Genomic DNA, 18,475 nt, shown 5'->3' on the forward strand with positions numbered 1-18,475 from the left:
TGTGTAACGCGAAGAAGCTTGAATCAATTCCGGCCAATTCTGGGAATTTTCGTGTTGGTGGGCGACATTCTTCGCACTTTGCGGTAGGAATGGAATATGAGCATTATGCGCGCCCTTGCACGTCCCCTTCTAGCAACGCCGTTCGCCGCCTCTGGAGCCGATGCGCTCCTCAAGCCGGCGGGCCACCGCGAACGAGCGCGCGTATTTGAGCCTATAGCCGATAAGGCAGGCGTCGAGCTCACGGATAAGAACCTTGACCTAGCGACACGCGCCCTTGGCATCACCCAGATCCTTGGCGCCGCCGGGCTTGCCACGGGGAAGTTCCCCCGCTTCTCCGCCGCCGTGTTAGCAGCCGTACAGGTGCCACTGGCCCTAGCCAACAATCCGGTTTGGCTCCATACGGGTGCCGCGCGCCGGGAAGACCTTGCGGGGCTGGCTACTTCCGCGGGCCTGATCGGAGGAGCCGGGCTGGCCGCGGCCGATCTGGCCGGAAAGCCCTCGCTGGGGTGGCGCCGGGCCAACCGGAGCGCCCAGCACCACGAACTCCAGGCCGCCCGCGAGAAGGAACGCACCGCATCGGCCAACAAGATCGCTAAGCTTCAAGAGAAGAATCGCGCCCTTGCCGCAAAGTCAAAGGGCAAGCTGCCGTGAGCGCATGGCCGGCACCCTTCCACGCCCAGCCGCTGAACACATCGATTAGAGTCCCCGGCTCGAAATCGCTAACCAATCGCTTCATAGTTCTGGCCGCCCTAGGCGATCAGCCCTCGGTGATCCGCGAGCCACTGGTTGCCCGCGATACAGTCCTCATGGTCCGGGCCCTCGAGGCGATGGGAACGGGCTTCGAGTTTTACGATAATGCCCTTTTCGTCTATCCAGGTCCCCTCAGGGGAGCCTCAATCCACGCGGGACTGGCCGGCACGGTCATGCGCTTTTTGCCCGCCGTAGCAACGTTGGCCAATGGAGACGTGGAGATCGATGGCGATGTTGCCGCCCGCGTCCGCCCCATGGATCCAGTGGTGCGCGCGATCGAGCAGCTGGACGTCCTGATTGATCACGGCACGAACGCCGCAGGCCAGGCCACACTCCCCGTGACTGTCCACGGCACCGGCAGCGTCCTAGGTGGGCGTATCGGCATTGACGCCTCGGCCTCCTCCCAATTCATTTCTGCCATGCTACTGGCCGCACCCCGCATGGAATCGGGCCTGGAACTACGCCACACGGCTGGCCAGATCCCCTCTACCCCGCACCTCGACATGACGGTTGATGTGCTGCGAGGTTCTGGCATCGAGGTATTCACTTTCCCGCGCGATGCCGGCCCCGTGCGCCCCGGGCACCCCGCCGTGCGCTGGCTCGTCCTACCCGGAATCCCTGACGTGGGCAACGTTGAGGTAGAGCCTGATTTGTCCAACGCAGGCGCCTTCCTAGCCGCCGCGATGGTCACTGGCGGATTCGTGGAGATTCAGAACTGGCCGCGCATCACCAAGCAGCCCGGCGATCAGCTTCGAACCATACTGGCCCAGATGGGTGCGTCGGTTGCCATGATGGCCGGGCGCCTTCAAGTGAAGGGGCCCGAACAGATAGAACCGATTGATCTAGACATGCACGATGTGGGCGAACTAGTTCCCACTGTTGCGGCCGTCGCCACCTTCGCCACCGGAACGTCTGCTATCCGTAACATCGGTCAGCTCCGCGGCCACGAGACAGACAGGCTGAGCGCCATCACCACGGAGCTCGAGCGTCTGGGCGGCAAGGCTTGGGTGGAGGACGACGATCTCTTCATCGAACCCCGTCCCCTACACGGCGCCACCCTCCAGACCTACGAGGATCACCGGATGGCCACCTTCGCCGCCATCATCGGCCTGCGCGTCGAAGGAGTCTCGGTGGAAAACATCGCCACCACGTCCAAGACGCTCCCCCAGTTCCCCCAGATGTGGCAGGACATGGTTGCGGGTGCCGCCGTTGTTCGCGCCAACACCGCGGATCTGCCCGTTGAGGGGCCGGAGGGCACCGCCTCAAGTCCCGACCCCGCCCCGGACAACGGGGCAACCGCTTGAGCCGCGATATAGGAACCGACGATCCGCGCGTCCGCGTGCGCCCGGGCCGCGCATCGCGCCCGCGCACGAAGATCCGGCCCGACTATTCGAGCCGTCCCCTTGCCCGCGTACTCACGGTTGATCGTGGCCGCTACCGCCTCCTCATGGAGCAGAGCGGAATCGAGGTGAGCGCCGTCAAGGCCCGCGAGCTTGGCCGTCGCGCGCTGGTGGTGGGCGATCGCGTCCGGGTTACGGGCGATACTTCCGGCCGTAAGGACACGTTGGCGCGGGCGGTGCTCATCGAGGAGCGCACGTCCGAACTCCGCCGCTCCACGGAGGAGGGTGATGGGCGCGATCGCGTGGTGGTTGCTAATGCTGACCAACTCGCCATCGTTACCGCCCTAGCCGATCCCGAGCCCAAGCCGGGGATGATTGACCGCTGTCTGGTGGCCGCGTACGTGGCCGGCATGGAGGCTCTTTTGATCCTCACGAAGGGCGATTTGGCCGATCCCGCCGGGCTTCTGGCCCGGTACGAGCCGCTGGGGCTTCCGTACTACGTGACGGAGGTGTTTTTTGACGACGACGAATCCCCCACCTCATCTGCCTCCCTCACAACTCTGCAAAACGCACTCGCAGGCCACGAAACCGTGCTTGTGGGCCACTCGGGCGTGGGCAAATCCACGCTCATCAACGAACTCGTACCGGACGCCAACAGGGCCACGGGCCACGTCAACGAGGTGACCGGCAAGGGAAGGCACACCTCCACCTCGGCGATCTCCTTCGCCCTGCCAAGCGGCGGGCGCATCATTGACACCCCGGGGATTCGCAGCTTCGGGCTGGCCCACGTGGGGGCCGATGATCTGTTGGCCGCCTTCGCGGATCTATGGGAGATCGCGCGGGACTGTCCACGAGGATGCCCTCACACGGAGGGCGCGCTCGAATGCGCACTGTCCGAGGTGAGCGAAGAACCTACCCTCAGCCGTGTCCAGTCTTTCCGGCGGCTTCTAACATCAACCAACACCGATTGGAGCTCACAATGAGTAGCCTGGCCAATGATTCACGCGGGGATCTCCGCGATGACCTCCAGCTCGCGTTGGAGATTGCTGATCGCGTGGATGAGCTGACGATGGCGCGATTCGGGGCTGGCGATCTCGTGGTGGAGCAAAAGCCCGATCTAACGCCAGTTTCCGATGCCGATAAGGCCGCCGAGCAGCTGATCCGGGATCTACTTGGGCAGGCCCGGCCGAGCGATACCGTGTACGGCGAGGAACAGGGTGGAACCCTAGAGCACACCGGCCGGCGCTGGATCCTCGATCCCATCGATGGCACGAAGAACTTTGTGCGGGCCGTGCCCGTGTGGGCCACGCTCATCGCGCTGGAGGTGGACGGAGAACTCGTGTTGGGCGTTGTCACTGCTCCGGCGCTGGCTAGGCGCTGGTGGGCGGCTTCCGGGCTCGGGGCATTTACTGCATTCGCCGGAGGTGAGGCGCGGGCCATCCGGGTGTCCGGGGTCCGTGAGATCGCCGACGCCTCCATCTCCTCCTCCGAGTTAACCGAGTGGAGGGATGCCGGACGCTTTGATTCCTACGTGAAGCTGGCAACCTCCTGCTGGCGTACCCGCGATTACGGCGATTTCTGGAGCTACATGATGGTGGCCGAGGGAAGCGTGGACATCGCGGCCGAACCGGATCTGGAACTCTACGACATGGCTGCGCTTGTGCCCGTTGTGCGCGAAGCTGGCGGGACGTTCACCTCGCTCGAAGGCGAAGAAGGCGCGAGCGGCACATCTGCTATCGCCACGAACGGGCTGTTGCATGAGGCGGCCCGAAGGGCGCTTCGTCGTCGTTCCTGAATTTTGCGTCATATCTCTGGGAAGGACAGTCCCAGCGCGCAACGTCACCTGTCCAGAATTAGTTACTGCGCCACCGAAGCTGCAAGAATACATTCATGAGTGACGTGCGCGAAGTACTGACATGGGAAACATTCGGCGAAGCTTCTCGGGAGCTTGCCACTGAAGTCTGGGAATCGGGTTACGAACCGGACATCATTGTGTGCGTGGCGCGCGGCGGGCTGATCCCTGCGGGAGCCATCGCCTACGCGCTTGAGCAGAAGTCCATGCTGGTGCTCAACGTCGAATTCTATACGGGGATCGGCACCACGCTATTGGATCCGCGCCTCGTAGATCCAGTTCCGGATAACCACGGAATGTCCGGCAAGAAGATCCTCATCGTGGATGATGTTGCCGATTCCGGCCGCACCCTCGAATTTGTGCGTGGCATCTGCTCGCAGTACACCGATCAAATCAAGGTTGCCGTGCTGTACGAGAAGCCCCGTTCGGTTATCCACTGCGATTACGTGTGGAAAGAGACGGACGAGTGGATTTCCTTCCCATGGTCTTGCCTACCCCCAGTCAACGGAGTGGACAGCAAGGATAACTAGGCTAGGTTATCTTGCCTCATCTGGGAAGCTAGGTATGGCCATCCTTTCATGCAGTAGGCGCCCCACCATCACGTAATCGTTATCCACGCGATAAAGAAAGAAATGCGCGGGCCCCGACACCGTTCCATATTCTTTGCTTGCAGTTCGACGGCTGTATTTGAGGTGCCATATCCTGACGTCTGGCTGACCCAACGCCTCCTGCTGTAAGCTGCCTGGCCTCTCAGGGTCCTTCTGTACATCATGCAAAGCAGCTTCGATGAGTGCCTGATAACGCAGCCGTGCCTGCCGCCCAAACTGCCGTTCCGACCACTCGAGTGTTCGCTGAATATCCACTCGCGCTGCCGAAGCGATCCGAAGATTCCGCATCAATCAATCGCTTTCGATGGACCGCGACACTTCTTCGCCAATACTGGCGATAAAGCTGCCAAGCTCTTTCGCAGATACGTCCGTGAATCGCCCCGATTCTATATCTTGCCATCCAATTTCCGCTGCTTGGCGAAGTACGGCCAACTTGGCACGTTTCTCTTGCTCTTTTTCCTCCACAAGTCTCAGGCCTTCGCGCATTACCTCGCTGGCGTTTTGATATTGGCCGGCCGTAACTAGCCTTTCAATGAACTCTTGCTGATGAGATGTCAGCACAACATTTCTCGTGGGCATGGGTACCTCCTTTTCTTGTCAAGGATATCCAAGATTGGCATATTCTGCCAATAGCAATCGAAAGACGGCCTCGTTGGTTTACGCTCGGTCATCCACTGCGATTACGTATGGAAAGAGACGGACGAGTGGATTTCCTTCCCATGGTCTTGCCTACCCCCAGTCAACGGAGTGAACAGCAAGGATAACTAGGCGAGGCTGCCCCATATAAAATAGATTCCAAGGTAAACCCAGCAGCAGGCTGCCACGGCAGAAGCTACTAGTTTTCCTCTTGACTCATCGTGAACCACCAAGTTCGCCGGATACAGGAACGCTAACAGAAGGAAGGCGAATCCCATGGTGGGCTCTGCGGAGTCAAGGCTACCGCTAGCAATCGCCATGATTACTGCCACCACCAGAAGTGCCATGAGTAACCAATAGCCAACGGTCACTATGCGATCTAGTGTGCCCCGTTGTGAGAACGGCGTACGGGCTTGCTTATCGTGTTCATGCTTCTGAAGATCCGAACTCATCGTTGATCACCTGATCTCGTTGCCATTCCCGGCCACCACGTCCACGATATCAAAATGCGTCGGAGCTGGCGGCTAGGGTTGGATCATGCTGATCCTTCATACCTCAGACTGGCATCTGGGCCGCAAGCTGCACGGGGCGGACCTCCACGAGGCCTCCGCTCTCTGGTGCCGCCACGTCATCGATCTAGTTCGCGAGCGCGGCATTGACGCCGTGCTCATTTCCGGTGACGTCTACGATCGCGGCGTCCCTCCCACCGAAAACAGCCATATGCAGTCCGAACTATCCAAGGCCAGTTCAGTATACAGCTGATACAGTATTCCCTAAGTTTGAATCAATCCATTGTAGGAATTTGCGACAAATCCCCACAATTCATTGATACACTGACAGCACTGACAGCACTGACAGACTTTACCTCTTCGACTAGGGAAGTTTGGCGGTGTTCATCACTCAACTTGATGGACTTCCTCTCACAAGGATCACGTCAGACGACGGATCCAAATACCGATATGCTTGCCGGCACTGCAGCTGACGAACATATCAAATTGAAGCGATAAGTCATTCACCAAAATGAATAGAGGCAGGGCACAATGTCTATCAAACGTAGGTTCTTAGCAAGCAGTGCAGCACTTTTTCTCATTGCCGGTACTGGTATTTCATTATCCAGCGCCGCAATTGCCGATACCGGGGAAATCGAACCATATGCGTGCCAACTCAATGCATGGACTCCGGGCCACAATTTTTCGACAGGAAATGCATGGGGGCAAGGGGGACGATCAGGCTGCAGTAACGCCACAGGTGTCACAGTACTGCTTCGTGAGGATAAGAGAAGCATGCCCGATCGCACACTCGCAGAGGGTTACCAGCGCGGAACCGCAATTAAGTTCACCGTGTACGGGAAAATCACCAAGTCCAATAAGGGAGGGACCTTCTACACCGAAACGCGCTCTTCGACCGGAGCGCAGCGTCAATCGGCTCGCGTGATCTTCAATTAAGAAGCAAACCACAGAATCGCTGGTAGCGTTCACCTCATGGGCGCTACCAGCGAACTCTAGAGAGTTCATATGTCTACCGTCACAATCACCGACTTCCATTTTTCCTACGGTCGCACCACTATCTTCAGCGGGCTGAATCTTGAAATCTCGGAAGGCATCACAGTTTTGCTTGGCCCAAACGGCGCCGGGAAAACTACCCTCATGAAGGCAATTGTTGGCCTCCTTAAACCGAAAAGAGGGACAATTCAGACATCGGGACGCATTGGATATCTGGAGCAACGCTTTGAGACGATGGATGGGCTCCGTACTGATCGGCACGTGGCGTATGCAGCATGGGCAGCGGGGCTTCCCCGTACGGAGTGTTATGCCAGGGCCGATGCGGCCTTGGCATCTGTTAGTTTAGGCGACAAGTCGAGGTCGAAGGTCAAGCACCTATCGGGAGGGCAGCGCCAACGGCTTGGGCTTGCTTGCACCTTAGTGAGCGACCCTAGTGTTGTAGTCCTTGATGAACCCACAGTTGGCGTGGATCCGGCTCAACGAGTTGAGATTCGCAAGCAGCTCCTTGCAGCATCAGAAAACACCACAACTATTGTTTCTACACATCTCGTTGACGATGCAGCTCGAATGGCGGACCGTATTATCGTTCTCAATTCCGGGGTGATCGCATTTGATGGCACGGTGGCCGAACTCGAAGATTTTGCTCCACAAGGCCTTGATTCGCGCACCTCTGAGCTGGAGGCGGGATATTTAGAGGTGCTTGATGCGTAATTTTCGGCCTGTGACAACACGATACTTCCTCGTCACCACAGCCTCAATTGCCATTTTCACCGGGGCACTCACTGCTTCAGAATTCTCCTCACTCATATTCTCGTGGCAGAGAACCAGTTTCCTGATTCGCGATGCCACCGCCCTCAGCGGCCCGGTGCTAGCAATCTTTGCCGCGTCTACCGCCAGTGTTCGGCGCACCGCTGCAATCGGGCCGATCCCAGTCCGCGGCCGTGCGGAGATAACGCACGCCCACACATTTCCCATTCTTATTGCAGGAGTTCTCGGCTGGATCATAGGCATTCTCCCGATTATTGTTATCACAGCCATCCAAGCAACAGCCGGCGGTCCCAACCTTCTAGTTTTTGCTACCACAATTCTGCTCCTCACCGTGTGGACATCCGGTGGGTATTTCGTAGGGGTAGCACTCAAGGCCCCATTTTCATACATCGTTACGGGGGTAGCGGGTATGGCTTGGGTTTATCTCCCGGAGGGACTCACTGCATTCTTCTCGGACTTCTTCCCTGAAGGTTTTTCCTTCTTGTCGATCGCCCCCATTTGGCAGGGGTTTCATCCGGGTATCGGATGGGAACCCACGCTTCAGAGCATCCTATTGACCATTGGTCTCTATCTAGCTCTTCTCGGGACATTCCTGTGGGCTCTGAACGATAGACGCGGGCATCATCTAATGTTTGTCATTCCCGCTACCGTTGCTGTTATCGCAGTATCTTCCCAGCCTGAACTAGTCCAGAGTGACAATGCCGAACCCGTCTGTTCTGACATTGAAGGAGTCACTGTTTGCGTACACCCTGAGGAGCACGCTGCCTTTCCCGCCATTGCCACGGGCATCCAATGGGCAACAACTAGTCTCCCGCAATCGGCCCTGCCGGAAGTAATGACCGATTTCGCAGATCCCAACGACGAAATTGCGACGCTCGGCCTGTACCAAACAGGTGCATCGCACGAGATTTCCACTGAGGTCCTCAACCAAGTTGGCCAGTGGAGCACGGGGGTCTGGTCTTGCACCTACATCGCGATGCAATCAGGAAGTGGGGTAGCAACGCTCACCTCAGAACAAGAAGCCATGGAGAACATACAGTTCTTCCTCTTCAACAAAGCATTCGCTCTCCATGGCGTACCTGAATTTGACGCCGTCATGACGAGCGAAGATCAGAACTTCACCGGGCGAGTCTCAACTTTTGGCCAGTCGGTAAAAGATGGAAGCCCTGGGGAAGCCGGCGCATTCATCGCCGATCACCAAGACGAACTCCAACGTTGCGATCCTGCTCTCCTTAGCTCAATCCCGGTGGCCCACAAGTGATCCCACCAACGTACGCAACAGGCAGGCACCCGTGGTGGGTGCTCTTGCTCGCGACAGCCTATTGTGTACTCATGCCAGTCGTACTTCGCGGCGCCATCGATGGCACATTCCCTGGCTCACCCCTCATTCGCACCATTCTCCATCAAGAACTTCTTGGCATCCTTTCAATCCTGCTCGTGGGACTTTGCTTACGGGCCGAACTGCCCTCCTTCGAAGTCCCCCTGACCGGCCGAGTGCGCAGGTCCTATTTCGTCGCTGCCACGCTCACGTGTCTGCTACCGGTTGTTGCCGTGTTCTGCACTGGCGTGGGCCTCCGCACGCATCTACTCCCACAATGGGAAGACGCAGTGGATTCGCCTGAATTCGGACTATATGACGTGCTTCCACGCGCAATGACTCCGGCAATGACTAACGCCATTGTGCTGGGCGCCTGCGCATTGATTCTGTTGTCGCTTGGTGGGTTGTTGACGTCCGTCGTCGGCCTTTCGATCCTGTACCCCATCTTGCTGTGGGCAACTGTACAGCCCTGGGGAGAATACGCTCCGTACTCTGGTTACGGTCCCGCCTTGGATCCAACTCCCCGGCCTCTTTGGGCACTCTTCTTTGTGATAGTAGCGGGCCTTGTATGGGCGAGACGGGGTGGGGTTCGTACCTTGTTCCCAGAGGTCGCGTTCCTCGCCCGAAGCAATTAGAGTCGGAGCCTGCGGCTAGGGTTGGAACATGCTGATCCTTCATACTTCAGACTGGCACTTGGGCCGCAAGCTGCACGGGGCGGACCTGCACGAGGCCTCCGCACTCTGGTGCCGCCACGTCATCGATCTGGTTCGCGAGCGCGGCATTGACGCCGTGCTCATTTCCGGTGATGTCTACGATCGCGGCGTCCCACCCACCGAATCCGTTGAGCTCTTCGACCGAACCTTGCGGGAACTCGCGGACCTTACAACGGTGATCCTCACCTCCGGCAACCACGACTCGGCGCACCGGCTCGGCTTCGGAGCGGGCCTCATGCGCGAAAACGTCCACATCCGCACCGATTCGCGCGATTCCGGCACGCCCGTTGAAGTACGTGGTAAGGACGGCAGGCTGGGTGCCCTCGTCTACCCGATTCCGTACCTGGACCCGGACGTTGAACGGCGCCGGTTGGCGGTTTTTTCTGGCGACGACGAACCATCCCCCAACGAACCCGGCTATCTTCCTCGCAGCCATGAGGCGGTGTTAGGGGCTGCGCTGGGGTTGATCGCCGATGATATCGAAAGGGGCGAGCACGCCGGGGAGAATGTGGCGCGAATCTGCATGGCACACGCCTTTATTACGGGTGGGGAGGCTTCGCCCTCCGAACGTGACCTGCACATTGGCGGCGTAGACAGCGCCCCCTCGGGCCTTTTCCGGCTAGGGGCCGCTGGGGAGGATCCCGGGCCGCTCAGCTACGTTGCCTTGGGGCACCTTCACTCACCGCAGAAGGTTGGCCGGGAATGCGATCCGCCGATGCGCTATTCGGGATCGCCCATCGCTTTCTCCTTCTCGGAGACCCGGGCAAAGTCCTCGGTTCTACTGGAGATCGAGGGCGGGCAGGTGGAGACCAGCCTCATCCCGGCACCCGTGTGGCGGCCGGTCGTAACCATCGAGGGGACACTAGAGGAGATTCTCAGCGCTCAGCACACCGCTGATCGTGAGAAGTTTGCACGAATATTCGCCACGGATTCAGCGCGTCCCGCCGATCTGACGGCCAAGGTGCGGCGCGTATTTCCCTATGCCTTGGACGTTCAGCATCGGGCCGAGGCTATTGAGAAACGAAGCAACCTCGCACCCATCGCGGCGCAGCAACCGATCGAGGTGCTGCGTGACTTCATGAGGGTAGCCGGGAATCGCGATCTGGATGATTCCGAAGGTGCGCTGTTGGAGACCACGTGGGAGCAGACCCGCCGCAATTTCGAGAAGGAGTCAGCATGAGGCTACGGCGCCTTAGTATGCGGGCCATCGGGCCTTTTGCAGGGGAATACACCATCGATTTCGATCAGGTCACGGCCAGCGGCCTGTATTTGTTGGACGGGCCAACGGGTTCCGGCAAGTCCACCATCATCGATGCCATCACGTGGGGTTTGTATGGCAGCGTTGCCGGTGGGGAGGATTCCAGCAACGATCGCATCCGCTCCACCCACGCCGATCCGAGTGTGGATAGCTACGTAGATCTCGTCTTCACGGTGGGATCTGGAACCTACCGAGTACGCCGTACTCCCCAGTGGGTGAAGCCAGGGCGCAAGACTCCGATCCAGGCTACAGCCAAGCTGTGGAAGCTGGATGAGGGCGCACTGGACTCTGGGGACATTGAGGCGGGGCATGTGCTCGAAACAAAGGCGCGCGATACCGGTATCGCCATCGGGGACATCTTGGGGCTCAACAAGAACCAGTTCGTCCAGACGATCATCCTCCCGCAGGGCAAGTTCGCCGATTTCCTACGGCTTGGATCGGCCGCAAGAACAGACCTGCTGGAGCAGATCTTCGATACCTCGATCTACCGTCAGTTCGCTGAGGATCTCGCTTCGCTCGCCGGCCAGGCGGGAAAGAAGGTTGAGGCGGGCCATCAAGATTTCTCGCAGGCCGTCGGCACACTGATCAGCGTGCTGAGTCCTGAGGAGGGCCCGCTCGAAGGCCTGCGTGCAGCGCGGAACCAGGTCAGCGAGCCCGAAGACGCCGACGGCTTGTTCTCGCTCCTCGATGAGGCGGTCGAGGATACCGAGGCGGCCGCGGAGAAGGCGGTAAGCGAGTGCACAGCTGCCGAGGCCTTGCTCAAGGCGGCGCAGGAGAATCTGTCCGCCCAACAAGACCTCGAGAAGAACCTCGCTCGGCGCAAGGAACTCCTTGATAATCAGGCTGAGCGGCGCGAGGAAGCACCGCGCATGGATGCTCTCGATGGGCAGCTCACACGCGATCAGAAGGCGCGCCAGGTTCTCCCCTACGTCAAGGCGCACGAGGATGCTCTCCAAGCCACTGAAGATGCCACAAAACAGCTCGCCCAGAGTTCCACAGTTGCTGCCGGGGATATCAACGAGGATGTGCTCAACGCCCTGAGGTCACGGCTGAACGATCTTCGGTCGCAGTCAGGCACGCTGGCGGAGCTGCGCGCTGTTGAACGATCCATTGCCACCGAAGAGGCACGACAAAAAGCGGATGCAACCAAGCTCAAAGAGCAGCAGGAACTGCTTGAGGCGGACACGGCCGCGGCCGGGGAGATTCCCGAGAAGCTTGAGGCGGCCCGCTCGGCCAAAGAAGAGGCCCATACACTAGCCGCTTCGGCTCCGAGCGTTCAGGCGGCGCTTGATCTGGCCACCAAGCGTTCCACCCAATTCGGCGAGCTACAGGCGCTCCGAGAGAAGGTCTCTCAGGCGGAAGCGAAGGCAAAGGAGCATGCACAGGCGGTGGAGCGCTCGCAGGACGAGCTTCGGCAAGTCACCGACGCCTGGGTGGCTTCCACTGCCGCCAACCTCGCCCTAGAACTGTCTCCGGGCAGTCCTTGCCCTGTGTGCGGGTCAGTGGACCACCCAGGTCCGGCCCAGAGCTCAGAAACCTCCGCCACCCGAGACGACGTTGATCTGACAACGGCCGCTTTCAATAAGCAGAAGTCCCTCTTCGACAAGGCGGCCAACCAGCTCGAATCGCTGCGCGGGCGCGCCTCCGTCATGGAGGAGGAAAACGGGGACGCCACGGCCGAAGCGCTGGACAAGGCCATCGAAGAAGCACGTGAGGCATTGCAAGCGGCCACCAACGCCGGTCGCGATGAGGCCAAGCATGCCGCATTGGTTGACGAGCTCGTCCAGAAACAGGAGACCCTGCGCGCAAAAATCTCCGAGGGCGCCTCCCAGATCTCCGCGCTGGAATCGGCCATTGCCCAACGCAAGGAAACGATCGCCACGCATACCGAACGAGTGGAGAAGGAACGTGACGGGTATTCCTCGGTGGCCGAGCGGCTTGACGCCCTCACTCAGAAGATCACCGATGCCGATACCGAGGCCTCGGCGGTTCAAGCGGTTCTGAACGCTCGCGCGGACGAGCGAAAGCAACGTGAGGACCTTGATCAGGCACTATCGTCCTCCGAGTTTGAGACCGCGGCTCAAGTGCGCCAATCGCTCGTCAACCCCGAAGATGCGGCAACGTGGAAGGATCAGATCTCGCGTCACCGCGACGGCCTCCGCGACATCGCTAAGGAGCTGGAGAGCGATCCCCTCGCATCGCTGGCTGGTGACGAGGAGCCGGAGGTTGGCGCCGCGCAGGAGGCACATGACGCCGCAAACCTCGCCGCTGACAAGGCTAGGCGTGCCGCGTCAGATGCGCAAAGCCTCGCAAGCCAGTCCAAGCGGCGTATGTCCGAGGTGATCTCGTCCCGCGCCTCGTGGCAGAAGATCAAGGATAGCGCCGGGCCGATCGTCAGGCTCTCAGGCCTTGCAAACGGGAGTCGGAAGTACTCCCGTACCGGGATTCCTCTTGCCACCTATGTGCTCCAGCAGCGTTTCGAGCATGTGGTGCAGCGTGCCAATGAGCATCTCGCTGAGATCTCGCTGGGACGCTACGAACTACAAACCACAGAAGAAAAGGAATCTGGGACCCGCCAGCAAAAGGTTGGTCTGGGCCTTCAGGTGCTCGATCACTCGGGAGAATCGGGCGGCGATTCAATCCGCGCCACCCGTACCCTGTCCGGCGGCGAGACCTTCTATGTGGCACTCACATTGGCTCTGGCCCTAGCAGATGTGGTGTGCGCAGAGAACGGCGGCATCCAACTGGACACCCTGATGATCGATGAGGGCTTTGGCTCCCTTGACGAGTCCACGCTTGATCAGGTGATGCAGCTGTTGACTGGATTGGCCTCTGGTGGCCGTGCGGTCGCGCTGGTCAGTCACGTGAGCGAGATGAAAAAGATGGTACCCGAGCAGATCACCGTGCTACCCCAGCCAGACGGCTCCTCGCGGCTGGAGGTTCACGCCTGACTTATCGGTGCGCATGCCTCACTAGGCGTGCACGTGGCCTGCTAAGCATCCGTAACCTTCCCGCTGTGCGCGAGCTACCGGCGATCCAGTTCGCGAGCCAAGAGGCCGCGTTCGGCAACGTCGTACCACATGAGGTCTTCTTCGGCGACGCGCTCGAAGGCGTCGTCATCTCCGCCACGCGCCAGCGTGATATCCGCGAGCGCCTCCTCGCCGTCCGCATGGATGGACTCCACGGCGCCCCAATCTAGCGGCACGCGCAACGAGCGTGCGGTGGGAAGAAGCTCCTCGTCCTCGTCTCCATGTTCGGATGGTGTGTGTTGCGAAGGCGCCGCAGCTTGCAACGGCATCGAGAGCTCGGCGGCCGGGGCATCGGCAGCGATCACCACGCGGCACGAAGCAGCGGACTCATCGAGGCTGAGCAGGCGGAGCGAATCGTCTGCCGCCGCGTTCATCGCGATCGCCTCGAGGTACTCGGGCTCTTCGGTCCCGATCACACGCTCAAGCTCGGGCGTCAGCATATGGACGATCCGCGGCGCGATTGCCTCGGCAGAAAGGTCAGAACTAGTTGCTGGAATGAAGATCCTCACGCCCTCATGCTAGCTGATTCGCCGGTGTCGGCCGCGCACGGTCTGGCTGTCTGATGCTTCCTCGGGAACCGCAATAGGACCGCCATCGGGAACCAGAGCGAGGGATTCACTGGTGGAACGTCTACCTTTGCTCGACCTGACGTGTCCGCTCCGAACCCTAGAGAAACGACGACGGGTTCTTCCCGCTGCTCCTTCCATGACTGCTCCGAGGCTGGCGGCAACATGCTCGATGTCGCGGAGTGCCGCTGAGCCGGGTGCGGCCTCGGCCAGAAGCTTTCCGGATTCAACAGCCATGCGCATATGCCCAGGGTCCGCGCGCACCCAGAGAACGTCAGTTACGCCGTTTGATCTCAGAAGGTCCGTGACAGCTGCGCGATCTCTCCCAGCCTCATTAACCACTATGCGTGCTTCTACGCCCAGTTCCCGAGCAACATCTACCTGATCAAGGAGGCGGCGAATCCCTACGGCGCCTGGCTTGCCAACCAGTAATACGTCATCGGCATTCTCCAACAGGGAGAGAGTGAGGCCATCGCGCTGGCCCTGATAGGAGTATTCGTCTCGCTCGGCAGGGGCAGCACAATCTACTACGGTCCAGTCCCACCGCGTGCGCACAATGGGCCATAGTTCCTCGGCAACGGACTCGGACAACTCACGCCACCTAGCGCCCGAGTTGAGGCCCGCGAGAAAGGAAAAGTCCGCTATCTGAGCGCAGGAGCGTTCGATGAGGTGGTGGCCGCGTTCACCGGTGTTGAGGGCACGGAAGGCCGCAACAATGGCAGAAGTCTCTTGGCTGAGCGCCAGCATCTGGGAGAGCGAGGGATGATACACATCGGCGTCGATCAATAAAGTGGAACTAGATCGCGCCAAGGTCTGAGAAAGATCTCGAGCAATCGTTGATCTCCCGGGGCTTCCCCCACTCCCCCACACGGCTACGATGCGGCCAGCCCCAGCTGCTTGCACGGTAGATTCAGGTGGCATCACCCGTGGTGGTGCAGAAGAGAGATTACGGATGCACGCAGCTACATCTGAGGCGAATGGAGAGGCCATACCGTCACAGCCACGCTCCCCATCAACCCCGTCCTCTCCAGCAATTCCAACGATCCGCATTCCCGCAGCATGCAGCTGGGAGGCCGTCATGAGATCCATCTGAGAGACAACCGCAACGGAACCTAGGCCCGCTTCGGCACTAGCGAGGAGCTCAACGTTATCTGCGCAGCGCCGCGTGATCTCGATGGGAGGATCAATCGCAGAGAAGTACTCGATGATCTCGATCTCGAGGCGTCCGTGTACACACAGCAGGACGCTCATTGCTCGCTACCTTTGGCAAGAACCAAGCCATCCGAGGAGCCCAAGACGGCAAGAACGTCCGGCACATCGCTGTTCGTCACCTGAATCTCAGCTCCGTACTGATCGATGCGCATGGAATCTGTGCTGGAGATTGAGACGATCACGAGATCACTTGCGATCCGTTCAGCGCTAGCCTCATCACCGCCCGTCTGCTCGCTCTTGATTCTCCAAAGTTCCGCACTGCTTCCTTGGCTCAGACTCGCGGGGGCCGGGGCCACGAGCGGCACAACAAGGTGGGTGTAGCCGGCCTCGACGGGATCTGCCTCCAGAATTTGAGTGGAGAGCAGCTGGCCCTGCTCGATCACCTGACCAATCCGCCGATCATCCATTCCATCCGACGGGCCAATGAAACCTTCAGCGAGGTCAACCGGTACGTCAACAATTGCGAAGTTTGCACCTTCCACCGTAGTCCCTGGCACCATCGCCGAGTTGGCCCGATAGACTGCCTTCGTTTCGGGACCTTGCATCAGAAAGGAGCCAGCGATTGCCGAGACAGCAATGAGCAGCACACCCAGCGCTAATCGTGGATCCTTCCAGCGCGTAAACGTGATCCGTTCTGTCTTCACCATGGCCGCTTCCCCTCACTCACAGGGATTCTGACATGACCGGCAAACTCGTGCAGAAACTCTCCACACGCTTGTGGATAATTCGAATCAGCCCGGTCAACGTGCGATCATGGAGGTATGGGAAAGTTTCTAACAATCGCTGACGTGGCAGAGCACTTGGCCGTCTCGGCTGGTCAGGTCCGCACGCTTATCCGCAATGGGGAGATTCCCGCAATTCAAGTGGGCGGGCGCGGCCAGTGGCGCATTGATGAGGACGAGCTGGAGAAGTATATTGAGGCGGGCTATGCCGTCACCCGGAAGAGGATCGCCGATCACGAGATCTAACGGGCAACATCAACGCGGCGAACGTGATGGAGCATGATGCTCACGCGCTCTCCCCGTGTTTCAATATCCACCCAATCCGCCCCTACTGCAACGAACCTCCCGCGATAGGTCGCAGCATCAGTTTCTACCGAGATCTGCTGGAACTCGGTACCCATCCCCCTCAGCCTCGACCGAAAACTCAAAGACGAAGAGATCGAGGTTCGAAGGGGCTGGGAGCGGACCGATAATCCGCGCACAGCTTCAATTTTCTCCAATGGGAGGAGACTCTTCCCGCGCGCGGTCTGCCCTACCAGCCATGTTGAAGCGACCTCGCTGACTGACATATCGAAATACTCTGCACCTCCACTGAGGCGTATCTGTATCTTCTCGCTCGCCTGTAGCCTCGTGGCCATCGCAATAGACTGCTCTTCGGCCTGCCGGAGCTCGTGGGCCTCGATTAGCTCCTGCTGACGCACCTCGGCGTCCATCCGGCTTTCCAGATCGGCCATAGCCTGCCAGATACCCTCCGGGCGTGGGCGACGATGTGACTCCATGTCCGGAGACTAGCAAGAAGCGCCTCCCGATCTGGGTTATCCACAAATTGCCGCTCGGGCGTCCACGATATGAGTTATCCCCAGCGCTGTAACTGGACCAACCCCACGACACTCCGACGAAAGTAGGACACCACTCTCCTACGAAAGTTGGAAGCCGTGTATACCCGGCGGAATACCCAGAGAAACCTTGCTCAAAATATCTATAACAACATCACACGCTATTAAACGTTATGTTTTGGAGTTGAGGTCAATGAAAGCACTTGCCATCAGCACAGCCAGCCTGGCTCTGGCCGTCGCGTGTGGGTCTGCGGCTCTTCACAGTGTGGCCCAACTCCAGACAACGAGTTCTCCAACCATGCAGCTCACCCTCCTCACCATGTTGGCTTGTGGCGTTCTTGGAGCCTTCAGCAGCCTCTGGATTGCCGCCTCCTACGCGGCTCTCGTCCATCCGCGGCATTCTTCGCTCTTGGTCCGATTTGCCACAGCATTCGGCACACCCGCCGTCCGGCGATCACTCGTGGCGCTCGCCGTCATGACCACCACGGCTCTACCCGCGAGCGCCGATACGGGGTCATCCGATCTTGGTTGGGGCGCACCGCCACCTAGGGAAGGCAGAAGTGCGCAACCCGTCGTCGTTAATCCTCATACCTACACCGTTCGCGGCGGAGACTCCCTCTGGACTATCGCCACGAACTCCCTGCCACCGGGCGCAAGTCCGGGCGAAATCGCCGCAGAATCTGCGCGGTGGTTCGGCGAAAACCGGGATTCTATCACCAATCCCGATCTAATCTTCCCCGGTCAGATTCTCCAGATTCCTCAGGACCTAGCATGAGCGTTCTTGCCCCTACTGCCAGCCCGATCCACGTCAGAAGGCTGCCACCAGCCCGCCTGATGCCTCTCCCTGAGGAACCGCCGGCCGCCCCGCGTCCGGACGATCCGATGCCCGTCACTTCGCCCCAGCGGCCCTGGGACCGGGTAGCGATCAGCACTGCGGACGAACCCGTGCCAATCTGGCTACGTACCGATTTCCATCCGGAGATGCCGTTGCCTGCCGAATTCGAGCTTGAAAAGCGCGTGGTAGGAAAGGTGCTCGTGCATGCCATAGAAGTGCTACTGGGCCACCGGCCCTGCTCCCAGCTACGGAACTGGCTGAGTCCACAGGTATTCTCTGCACTTTCGCGGCGTGCCGGGTTAGCGATGCGGATCCACGGACGCGCCCCACGGGCCTCGGCCCCGCGGGTACGCCACGTGCACCTGTGCGAGCCACGCCAGCGCGTCTGCGAGGCCTCTGTGGTGCTCCACGACGGTCAGCAAATCCGTGGCGCCGCGCTTCGCCTAGAATTCATCCGTGATCGCTGGCGCGTCGTGGCCCTCGAGATTGGTTAGGGGCCAGTGCGCCTCAACGTACCAGCCCCCTTGACC

Annotated in this window: 21 protein-coding genes; 15 read left to right on the forward strand and 6 right to left on the reverse strand. The window is 59.7% G+C overall.

The annotated features are described in order from the left end of the window. Positions 1-96 precede the first annotated feature (96 nt). The 5 genes from DD236_RS07205 to DD236_RS07225 all read left to right on the forward strand — a co-directional run bounded on the left by DD236_RS07205 (position 97) and on the right by DD236_RS07225 (position 4,472). Complete coding sequence (locus tag DD236_RS07205) at positions 97-651, forward strand: DoxX family membrane protein (protein ID WP_109093720.1); 555 nt, start codon at positions 97-99, stop codon at positions 649-651. Further along, positions 648-2,054, forward strand: a complete 1,407-nt coding sequence (gene aroA, locus DD236_RS07210) for a 3-phosphoshikimate 1-carboxyvinyltransferase (RefSeq protein WP_109093721.1) — start codon at positions 648-650, stop codon at positions 2,052-2,054. The genes DD236_RS07205 and aroA overlap by 4 nt, the downstream gene beginning before the upstream one ends. Further along, positions 2,051-3,073, forward strand: a complete 1,023-nt coding sequence (gene rsgA, locus DD236_RS07215) for a ribosome small subunit-dependent GTPase A (protein WP_109093722.1) — start codon at positions 2,051-2,053, stop codon at positions 3,071-3,073. The genes aroA and rsgA overlap by 4 nt, the downstream gene beginning before the upstream one ends. Further along, positions 3,070-3,885, forward strand: a complete 816-nt coding sequence (hisN, locus tag DD236_RS07220) for a histidinol-phosphatase (protein WP_109093723.1) — start codon at positions 3,070-3,072, stop codon at positions 3,883-3,885. Before rsgA ends, hisN begins: the two co-directional genes overlap by 4 nt. Before the next feature lie 95 nt (positions 3,886-3,980). Continuing rightward, entirely contained in the window at positions 3,981-4,472 is a 492-nt protein-coding gene (locus tag DD236_RS07225) for a phosphoribosyltransferase (protein ID WP_109093724.1), read from the forward strand. Positions 4,473-4,841: 369 nt separating this feature from the next. On the opposite strand, the gene DD236_RS07235 is transcribed toward DD236_RS07225, so the two are convergent. Further along, positions 4,842-5,129 carry a type II toxin-antitoxin system ParD family antitoxin gene (locus tag DD236_RS07235; protein ID WP_109093726.1) on the reverse strand — a complete coding sequence of 96 codons (288 nt, stop codon included), beginning with the start codon at positions 5,127-5,129 and terminating at the stop codon, positions 4,842-4,844. 185 nt (positions 5,130-5,314) lie between these two features. Then, the gene (locus DD236_RS07245) at positions 5,315-5,638 is read right to left on the reverse strand and encodes a hypothetical protein (RefSeq protein WP_109093727.1); all 324 of its coding nucleotides are present in this window, start codon (positions 5,636-5,638) and stop codon (positions 5,315-5,317) included. An 85-nt stretch (positions 5,639-5,723) separates the two neighbouring features. On the opposite strand from DD236_RS07245, the gene DD236_RS07250 reads away from it, so the two are divergent. The 7 genes from DD236_RS07250 (at position 5,724) to DD236_RS07275 (ending at position 13,696) form a co-directional block, all read left to right on the forward strand. Beyond that, positions 5,724-5,948 (forward strand): metallophosphoesterase family protein, encoded by a 225-nt coding sequence (locus tag DD236_RS07250; RefSeq protein ID WP_109093728.1) that lies wholly within the window; start codon positions 5,724-5,726, stop codon positions 5,946-5,948. Positions 5,949-6,469: 521 nt separating this feature from the next. Further along, complete coding sequence (locus DD236_RS12060; protein ID WP_165819859.1) at positions 6,470-6,631, forward strand: hypothetical protein; 162 nt, start codon at positions 6,470-6,472, stop codon at positions 6,629-6,631. A 69-nt stretch (positions 6,632-6,700) separates the two neighbouring features. Beyond that, entirely contained in the window at positions 6,701-7,399 is a 699-nt protein-coding gene (locus DD236_RS07255; protein WP_109093729.1) for an ABC transporter ATP-binding protein, read from the forward strand. Between the two features lie 10 nt (positions 7,400-7,409). Next, positions 7,410-8,717, forward strand: a complete 1,308-nt coding sequence (locus DD236_RS07260) for a hypothetical protein (RefSeq protein ID WP_133246075.1) — start codon at positions 7,410-7,412, stop codon at positions 8,715-8,717. Between the two features lie 71 nt (positions 8,718-8,788). Continuing rightward, positions 8,789-9,409: a hypothetical protein gene (locus DD236_RS07265; protein ID WP_109093731.1), complete on the forward strand. Its 621-nt coding sequence runs from the start codon at positions 8,789-8,791 to the stop codon at positions 9,407-9,409. Positions 9,410-9,437: 28 nt separating this feature from the next. Continuing rightward, complete coding sequence (locus DD236_RS07270) at positions 9,438-10,667, forward strand: exonuclease SbcCD subunit D (protein ID WP_109093732.1); 1,230 nt, start codon at positions 9,438-9,440, stop codon at positions 10,665-10,667. Next, complete coding sequence (locus DD236_RS07275; protein ID WP_109093733.1) at positions 10,664-13,696, forward strand: AAA family ATPase; 3,033 nt, start codon at positions 10,664-10,666, stop codon at positions 13,694-13,696. The genes DD236_RS07270 and DD236_RS07275 overlap by 4 nt, the downstream gene beginning before the upstream one ends. A 74-nt stretch (positions 13,697-13,770) precedes the next feature. On the opposite strand, the gene DD236_RS07280 is transcribed toward DD236_RS07275, so the two are convergent. From DD236_RS07280 to DD236_RS07290, 3 genes are read right to left on the reverse strand one after another with little or no spacing between them, the layout of a single operon-like run. After that, the gene (locus DD236_RS07280; RefSeq protein ID WP_109093734.1) at positions 13,771-14,283 is read right to left on the reverse strand and encodes a DUF6912 family protein; all 513 of its coding nucleotides are present in this window, start codon (positions 14,281-14,283) and stop codon (positions 13,771-13,773) included. Positions 14,284-14,292: 9 nt separating this feature from the next. Further along, positions 14,293-15,591, reverse strand: coding sequence for a CpaE/TadZ family protein (locus DD236_RS07285; RefSeq protein ID WP_109093735.1), 1,299 nt, complete (start codon positions 15,589-15,591; stop codon positions 14,293-14,295). Then, positions 15,588-16,199: a CpaB family protein gene (locus DD236_RS07290; protein ID WP_109093736.1), complete on the reverse strand. Its 612-nt coding sequence runs from the start codon at positions 16,197-16,199 to the stop codon at positions 15,588-15,590. Before DD236_RS07290 ends, DD236_RS07285 begins: the two co-directional genes overlap by 4 nt. Before the next feature lie 114 nt (positions 16,200-16,313). On the opposite strand from DD236_RS07290, the gene DD236_RS07295 reads away from it, so the two are divergent. After that, positions 16,314-16,520, forward strand: coding sequence for a helix-turn-helix domain-containing protein (locus tag DD236_RS07295; RefSeq protein WP_109093737.1), 207 nt, complete (start codon positions 16,314-16,316; stop codon positions 16,518-16,520). Here the strand turns inward: DD236_RS07295 and DD236_RS07300 are convergent. Beyond that, on the reverse strand, positions 16,517-17,053 hold the full coding sequence (locus tag DD236_RS07300; protein WP_133246076.1) for a hypothetical protein: 537 nt from the start codon (positions 17,051-17,053) through the stop codon (positions 16,517-16,519). The genes DD236_RS07295 and DD236_RS07300 overlap by 4 nt on opposite strands. Before the next feature lie 250 nt (positions 17,054-17,303). On the opposite strand from DD236_RS07300, the gene DD236_RS07305 reads away from it, so the two are divergent. Together DD236_RS07305 and DD236_RS07310 are read left to right on the forward strand one after the other, a co-directional pair. Beyond that, a complete protein-coding gene (locus DD236_RS07305; RefSeq protein ID WP_109093739.1) occupies positions 17,304-17,885 on the forward strand; it encodes a LysM peptidoglycan-binding domain-containing protein in 582 nt (193 codons plus the stop codon). Further along, positions 17,882-18,439, forward strand: a complete 558-nt coding sequence (locus DD236_RS07310) for an Rv3235 family protein (protein WP_133246077.1) — start codon at positions 17,882-17,884, stop codon at positions 18,437-18,439. Before DD236_RS07305 ends, DD236_RS07310 begins: the two co-directional genes overlap by 4 nt. Positions 18,440-18,475 lie beyond the last annotated feature (36 nt).

Source organism: Ancrocorticia populi, from assembly GCF_003123745.1.
Classification (GTDB): domain Bacteria; phylum Actinomycetota; class Actinomycetes; order Actinomycetales; family Actinomycetaceae; genus Ancrocorticia; species Ancrocorticia populi.